Source organism: Acidovorax sp. GW835-FHT14G06, assembly GCF_058793595.1.
Genome location: NZ_JBXAGA010000038.1, coordinates 1 through 5,092, shown reverse-complemented (window position 1 = coordinate 5,092; position 5,092 = coordinate 1). Strand labels below are relative to the sequence as shown.

The following is a 5,092-nucleotide window of genomic DNA, read 5'->3' as shown; positions in this document are numbered from 1 at the left end:
ACCGATGACATAGAGATCGGCCTAGACGACCTGCTCTTTTGGGTCATCTGGGCTCTCGCATTCTTTGCAGCATTCGGCTTTATTGCTGGGGTGCTGTATCCCTACTACTGAAAGAACACCATGACGGAGAAAACCCACTACCGTAAGGCGTTTGACTCGCCATACCTGAGCAGCGCCGACATTGTTGAACCCACTGTTCTGACCGTGGCGCGCGTCACCTTGGAGCCTGACCGCACCAAGAAAACGAAAGACCTGTTCAACACGGCATGGTTCGCGGAGAAGGAGTTGCGCCAGGGCGAAAAGCTCAAGCCGATGATCCTGAACGCGACCAACAGCAAGACCATGAAGGGGCTTACCGGCTCGGCCTTCATTGACGACTGGCAGAACGTGCGGATAACGGTTTACGTTGACCCGAACGTTCGTTTCGGCAAGGAGTCGGTCGAGGGTCTGCGCATCAGCCCCTTTGCTCCAGAAAAGCGCGTTCTGACGCCCGACAACAAGCGCGGCTGGGAGAACGCCAAAGCCGCATACCGGCGCGACGGAAACCTGTCGCAAGTGCTCTCCCGCGTAGACATGAGCGCGGAGCATCAGAAGCAGATCGCCGATGAGTGCAAGGAGCCAGCCGAATGACGTTCTATGACGTTGAGCAGAACTCTGATGCTTGGCTGGCGCTGAGACTTGGCAAGGCCACCGGCTCCAACTTCGGTTGCTTCATGGCGAACGATGGCAAGGCGTTCGGTGAGCCAGCCAAGGCCTACGCGCTGCAGCTTGCTCTGGAAATCGACACCGGGCGCCGCGCAGAGTACAGCTTCAGCAATGAGCACATGGAGCGCGGGCACGAACAGGAGCCGGTTGCCAAGATGCTCTACCAAGATGAGAACTTTGTGACCGTGGAAAACGGCGGGTTCTTCTGCTGGGGGGTTTATGGCGACTCACCAGACGGCCTGATAGGCAACGATGGCGTTTTGGAGGTCAAGTCAGTTGGAGCAAAGACGCACTATGCGACGCTGATGCGCAAGTCCTACGACCCGGCCTACCGCTGGCAGCTTGTTGGGCATCTGGACTGCACCGAGCGCGATTGGGTGGACTTTGCCAGCTACTGCGCAGAGTTCCCCGAAGGCAAGCAACTGCTTGTGTATCGACTGCACCGCAACGACTGCGCCGACGAAATCAACCGCCTGCGGCAACGCCGCGCCGACTTCCTCGGGCTGGTGCAGGAAACGCTGAAAAACATCCGGGGGTAACCCCATCCACTCCTGCCGCGCTGGGCGGCGGGCATTTATGAAAGACGAATCATGAGCGATTACGACAACACCAACCGAGGCGTTCTCTTTGTGAACGACCGCAAAGAACCAGGCAGCAACAAGCCAGACCGCACTGGCACATTGAACGTGGATGGCGTCGAATACTTCTTGGACGGCTGGATCAAGAAGTCGCAGGCGGGCGTTTCCTTCCTGAGCGTGTCGGTGAAGCGCAAAGACAAGCAGCCTGGGCAACAAGCGCACGCACCTGCGCCGCGACCACAACAGCGCGCGTCAGCTCCGGCGCCAACCGCAGATCCTGGCGGCTGGAGCGACATGGAATATCCGCCCTTCTGACCTCCCCCACCCCACACACAGGCCCGCAATGTACAAGCAAAGCACAACCATGCCAAAACGCAGTTTTCACGCGCCGGAAGGCGATAGAAGACTGACCGTCAACGTCTCAAAAGAACTTCACCAAAAGCTAAAGATGGCGGCGGTGATGGCGCACACCACTGTCGGGGAGCTGATCGAAAAGTTCGCCAAAGATAAGTTGGACGAGATGCTGCGCCAGGGCATCAAGTAACCGCCCAACCACCACACAGGCCCGCAATAGCGGGTCTTTCAGTTTCTGCAGAGGATTCCCCATGACCGATAAAACAGACAGCGTCCGCGCCGACTTCAATGCCTGGCTGCGCACGTATGAAGATGAAGTTGGCGCAATCGATGAAGCCGCCGCATGGGCTGGGTTCTCAGGTGCCCGCGCCTCCCTCGCAGCAAATGCGGGGAGTGAGCCGGTGGCGTCGCCCCCTTTGCAGCATTTTGAAAGCCCGCGCGCAAAGATATTGATGCGAGCATGGCAAGAGGGATGGGATGCGTGCCGCGACGCCGAGTATGTAGGCGAAGACGCGCAGAACGACGCGTTCAACCAAAGCAGCACAGTGAACCACTGCGTTGCCGAGGACATGCTCTACACCCACCCCTCTCCCCCAGAGGGAATGGTGGGAGGGTGGATCGCAGAGAAGGAGCCTCCATGCAAAGACTGACTCTTGAAGAGATCCGAGAGCGCCTTGACTACAACCCAGAAACGGGAGACTTCATATGGAAGGACCACAAAAAAGTCCGACAGCCAGTGGGCTCTATTGCTGGGTGGCACAACGACTTTGGATATCGGGTCATCACAGTCGGTGGACGCAACTATGGCGCGCACCGCCTTGCATGGCTGTTCACACACGGAGAGTGGCCCGCCGAACAAATAGACCACATCAACCGCGTAAGGAATGACAACAGAATCGCGAATTTGCGGCAAGCCGACGCCTTCTTAAACCAGCAAAACACCAAATTGCGCAAGGACAACACGTCTGGGTATCGCGGAGTTTGCTGGCACAGAACATATAGGGCGTGGGAGTCCAAGATCATGTTTAACAAGAAGCTGTATCGCCTCGGACTGTTTCAATCAGCAGAAGAGGCATACGCGGCATATGTTGAGGCAGCAAAGAAGCTGCACATATATAGCCCGCTTTCGGATAGCAGAAAGGGGGAATGATGGCTGAGCTTCGAGACAACGAAAAAGCCTGGGACGAAGAGATCGGGCCCGCCTTGCTTGCAATCGGTAAGCGCTGCGAGGAACTTGGAATGCCATTCCTTGCCGTCGCCGAATGGGCTCCTGGAAAGATTGGACGCACTGAAGCTGCTCCAGCAGAAACAGGGCTTGCCTTTCGGGTCATCCAGATGGCCGCCCGCTCAACCCCCAATTTCGACAGCCTGGCGATCAACCTGATCCGCTACTGCAAGGCCAACAACATCGACACCAGCGCGAGCATGTTCCTGTCGCGCTTTTCGAAAGACCCATCATGACAAACCAACAAGGGGCGCCAGAAGCGCTGGCCCATGAAATGTTCGCCGCAGCGCAATTGGCACCAGGGGAAGGAATTGCGGATGCAGTCGCCAGGATTGCCGCCCTGGTAGAGGCACAGCAGCCCGCCCCATCGGCTGCGGACGAGTGCGGGCGGTGCGTTGGAACTGGGCGAATTGACACTGGCGAGGGCGCACCCGGCCACGAGGTCTATATGGATTGCCCGGATTGCCAGCCCTCCCCCACGCCCCAGGCAGACAGCGCCCAGGACGAGCCACTGCAGGCGTTCGATAGCCCGCGCGCGCAAGCACTGATGCGAGCATGGGAAGAAGGCTGGGCGGCCTGCCGTGATGCCGAGTACGTAGGCGAGGAAGCGCAGAACGATGCTTTCAACAGCAGCCACACGCTGACGCTATGCATTGCCGAGGATCAACAGCTTCCAGCGCCCCAGGCAGACAGCCAGCCAGCGCCCATCGACATGGTGCTGCACTGCCCCGCCTGTGGCCTGCAGCACATTGACGTGGCCGAAGTTGGGCCGAAAGTCGGTTCACACCATTGCACTCGCGCGAGCCCTGATGGCTGTGAGGAATGCGACGCCGCCGAAGAAGCGCATCGCGAATGGTTGAGTGAAGGTCCCTGGCTCAACCCACCCCATCGCTCGCACCTGTGCCACGGCTGCGGCCACATCTGGCGCCCCGCTGACGTGCCCACCAACGGCGTTGCAGCGGTCAAGACTACCGGCAAAGCAGACAGCCCAATCGCAGCCCGTGGCCCGGCAGACAGCGTGACGGCACCAGCGGGTGGGGCAGTGGCCGCGCATCGTGTAATGCGCAAACGACTGGATGGCGAATGGGTGTGCGACGGCCGGTACTGGTGCGATGGGCCGCCGTCAAAAGAGCTTGTCGACAGCATTTGCGCAGACAAAGACCGTTGGCGCGTTGACGTTGCGTACACCACCCCACCCGCCCAGGCGGCAGACAGCGTGCTGGAGGATGCGGCGGACCCGCTGCAAGGTGCTGCCAATTGGCTTGCGGAAGCGCACGGTCAGTTCTGTGTCGCAGTTTTACAAGGATGTCTGATGATCGGCTACAACCGCGCAAAACGCCTGCACGACGCGGCCATCGCAGCCCGCAAGAAAGGAGGCGTGTGATGGAAGGAATCTTCATAACTACCGCGACCGGAAAAGCGCTCGAAGATCAGATCAGCCTCATGGACAAGCTGACGAATGAATGGACTATGCGAGCCGCTCGCGGAGAGTGCGCATGGGTCTGCTCAAGCTGCTGCATGGTGTTCCCGGACGGCATGCCAGATGCTTGTGCGCACGATAACCAGCAGTGCACAAACATCATTGCCCGTGATAAGCACGCAGCCCGCAAGCAAGGAGGTGGGACATGAATTGCAACTGCTGCGAGTGTGAGTGTGAGCGCCAATACCCATTGGAGGAAGAAGAGCACAACTTCACCTATCGGCGCCACAGCATTGCGTTGACTAAAGACGCCCCGGACCGCAATTGGTACATCGTGGTGCGCGCGCCGAGCGGCCTGATGTGCTACGACGGCTGGTGGCACGACTCCGCAGGCAAGACATGGCGAGAAGCCCTGGAAGAAGCGAAACGCGGCGCATGTCTGCCGCAAGCAAGGAGCAAACCATGACTGAGCCGACAGATGCGGAGCAGTACCTGAACGCTGCAGACCAATGCGCCGCAACAGCCACCAGCGAACTCGCTGCATCAATCCTTGTTGACGGAGGAAACGGAACACTGCGTCATCTGCTCAACGATGCGGCAGACGCCATCCGTGCTGGGTGGAACACCCCGCAGCCCACCCAGGCGCAGGCCGGGGCGGTGGACGAAATCACGATCATCACCGCACCATCAGGCTATCAGTGGATTGCGGAGCCCGGTGATGTGGAGCGCTTCAGCCTTCCAGGGCAGGGGCACAAGATCGTCACCTATGTCGCCATCCACGGCATCAAAGGAGGCCAGCATGGATAACGT

11 protein-coding genes are annotated in these 5,092 nt (G+C 59.2%); all 11 read left to right on the top strand.

What is annotated here, in order from left to right:
* Positions 1–120: 120 nt before the first annotated feature.
* The 11 genes from AC1Q64_RS25535 (at position 121) to AC1Q64_RS25485 (ending at position 5,089) form a co-directional block, all read left to right on the top strand.
* The gene (locus AC1Q64_RS25535) at positions 121–630 is read left to right on the top strand and encodes a hypothetical protein (protein ID WP_488843340.1); all 510 of its coding nucleotides are present in this window, start codon (positions 121–123) and stop codon (positions 628–630) included.
* A complete protein-coding gene (locus AC1Q64_RS25530; protein ID WP_492253162.1) occupies positions 609–1,244 on the top strand; it encodes a YqaJ viral recombinase family protein in 636 nt (211 codons plus the stop codon). Before AC1Q64_RS25535 ends, AC1Q64_RS25530 begins: the two co-directional genes overlap by 22 nt.
* 51 nt (positions 1,245–1,295) lie before the next feature.
* Entirely contained in the window at positions 1,296–1,598 is a 303-nt protein-coding gene (locus tag AC1Q64_RS25525; protein WP_492253161.1) for a hypothetical protein, read from the top strand.
* A 28-nt stretch (positions 1,599–1,626) separates the two neighbouring features.
* On the top strand, positions 1,627–1,827 hold the full coding sequence (locus AC1Q64_RS25520) for a hypothetical protein (protein ID WP_492253160.1): 201 nt from the start codon (positions 1,627–1,629) through the stop codon (positions 1,825–1,827).
* Between the two features lie 61 nt (positions 1,828–1,888).
* The gene (locus tag AC1Q64_RS25515; RefSeq protein ID WP_492253159.1) at positions 1,889–2,287 is read left to right on the top strand and encodes a hypothetical protein; all 399 of its coding nucleotides are present in this window, start codon (positions 1,889–1,891) and stop codon (positions 2,285–2,287) included.
* Positions 2,275–2,787 carry an HNH endonuclease gene (locus AC1Q64_RS25510; protein WP_492253158.1) on the top strand — a complete coding sequence of 171 codons (513 nt, stop codon included), beginning with the start codon at positions 2,275–2,277 and terminating at the stop codon, positions 2,785–2,787. The genes AC1Q64_RS25515 and AC1Q64_RS25510 overlap by 13 nt, the downstream gene beginning before the upstream one ends.
* On the top strand, positions 2,784–3,098 hold the full coding sequence (locus AC1Q64_RS25505) for a hypothetical protein (RefSeq protein ID WP_492253157.1): 315 nt from the start codon (positions 2,784–2,786) through the stop codon (positions 3,096–3,098). Before AC1Q64_RS25510 ends, AC1Q64_RS25505 begins: the two co-directional genes overlap by 4 nt.
* Positions 3,095–4,246 carry a hypothetical protein gene (locus tag AC1Q64_RS25500; protein ID WP_492253156.1) on the top strand — a complete coding sequence of 384 codons (1,152 nt, stop codon included), beginning with the start codon at positions 3,095–3,097 and terminating at the stop codon, positions 4,244–4,246. The genes AC1Q64_RS25505 and AC1Q64_RS25500 overlap by 4 nt, the downstream gene beginning before the upstream one ends.
* Positions 4,246–4,491 (top strand): hypothetical protein, encoded by a 246-nt coding sequence (locus tag AC1Q64_RS25495; RefSeq protein ID WP_492253155.1) that lies wholly within the window; start codon positions 4,246–4,248, stop codon positions 4,489–4,491. Before AC1Q64_RS25500 ends, AC1Q64_RS25495 begins: the two co-directional genes overlap by 1 nt.
* Positions 4,488–4,748, top strand: a complete 261-nt coding sequence (locus tag AC1Q64_RS25490) for a hypothetical protein (protein WP_492253154.1) — start codon at positions 4,488–4,490, stop codon at positions 4,746–4,748. The genes AC1Q64_RS25495 and AC1Q64_RS25490 overlap by 4 nt, the downstream gene beginning before the upstream one ends.
* Positions 4,745–5,089, top strand: a complete 345-nt coding sequence (locus AC1Q64_RS25485) for a hypothetical protein (protein WP_492253153.1) — start codon at positions 4,745–4,747, stop codon at positions 5,087–5,089. Before AC1Q64_RS25490 ends, AC1Q64_RS25485 begins: the two co-directional genes overlap by 4 nt.
* Positions 5,090–5,092 lie beyond the last annotated feature (3 nt).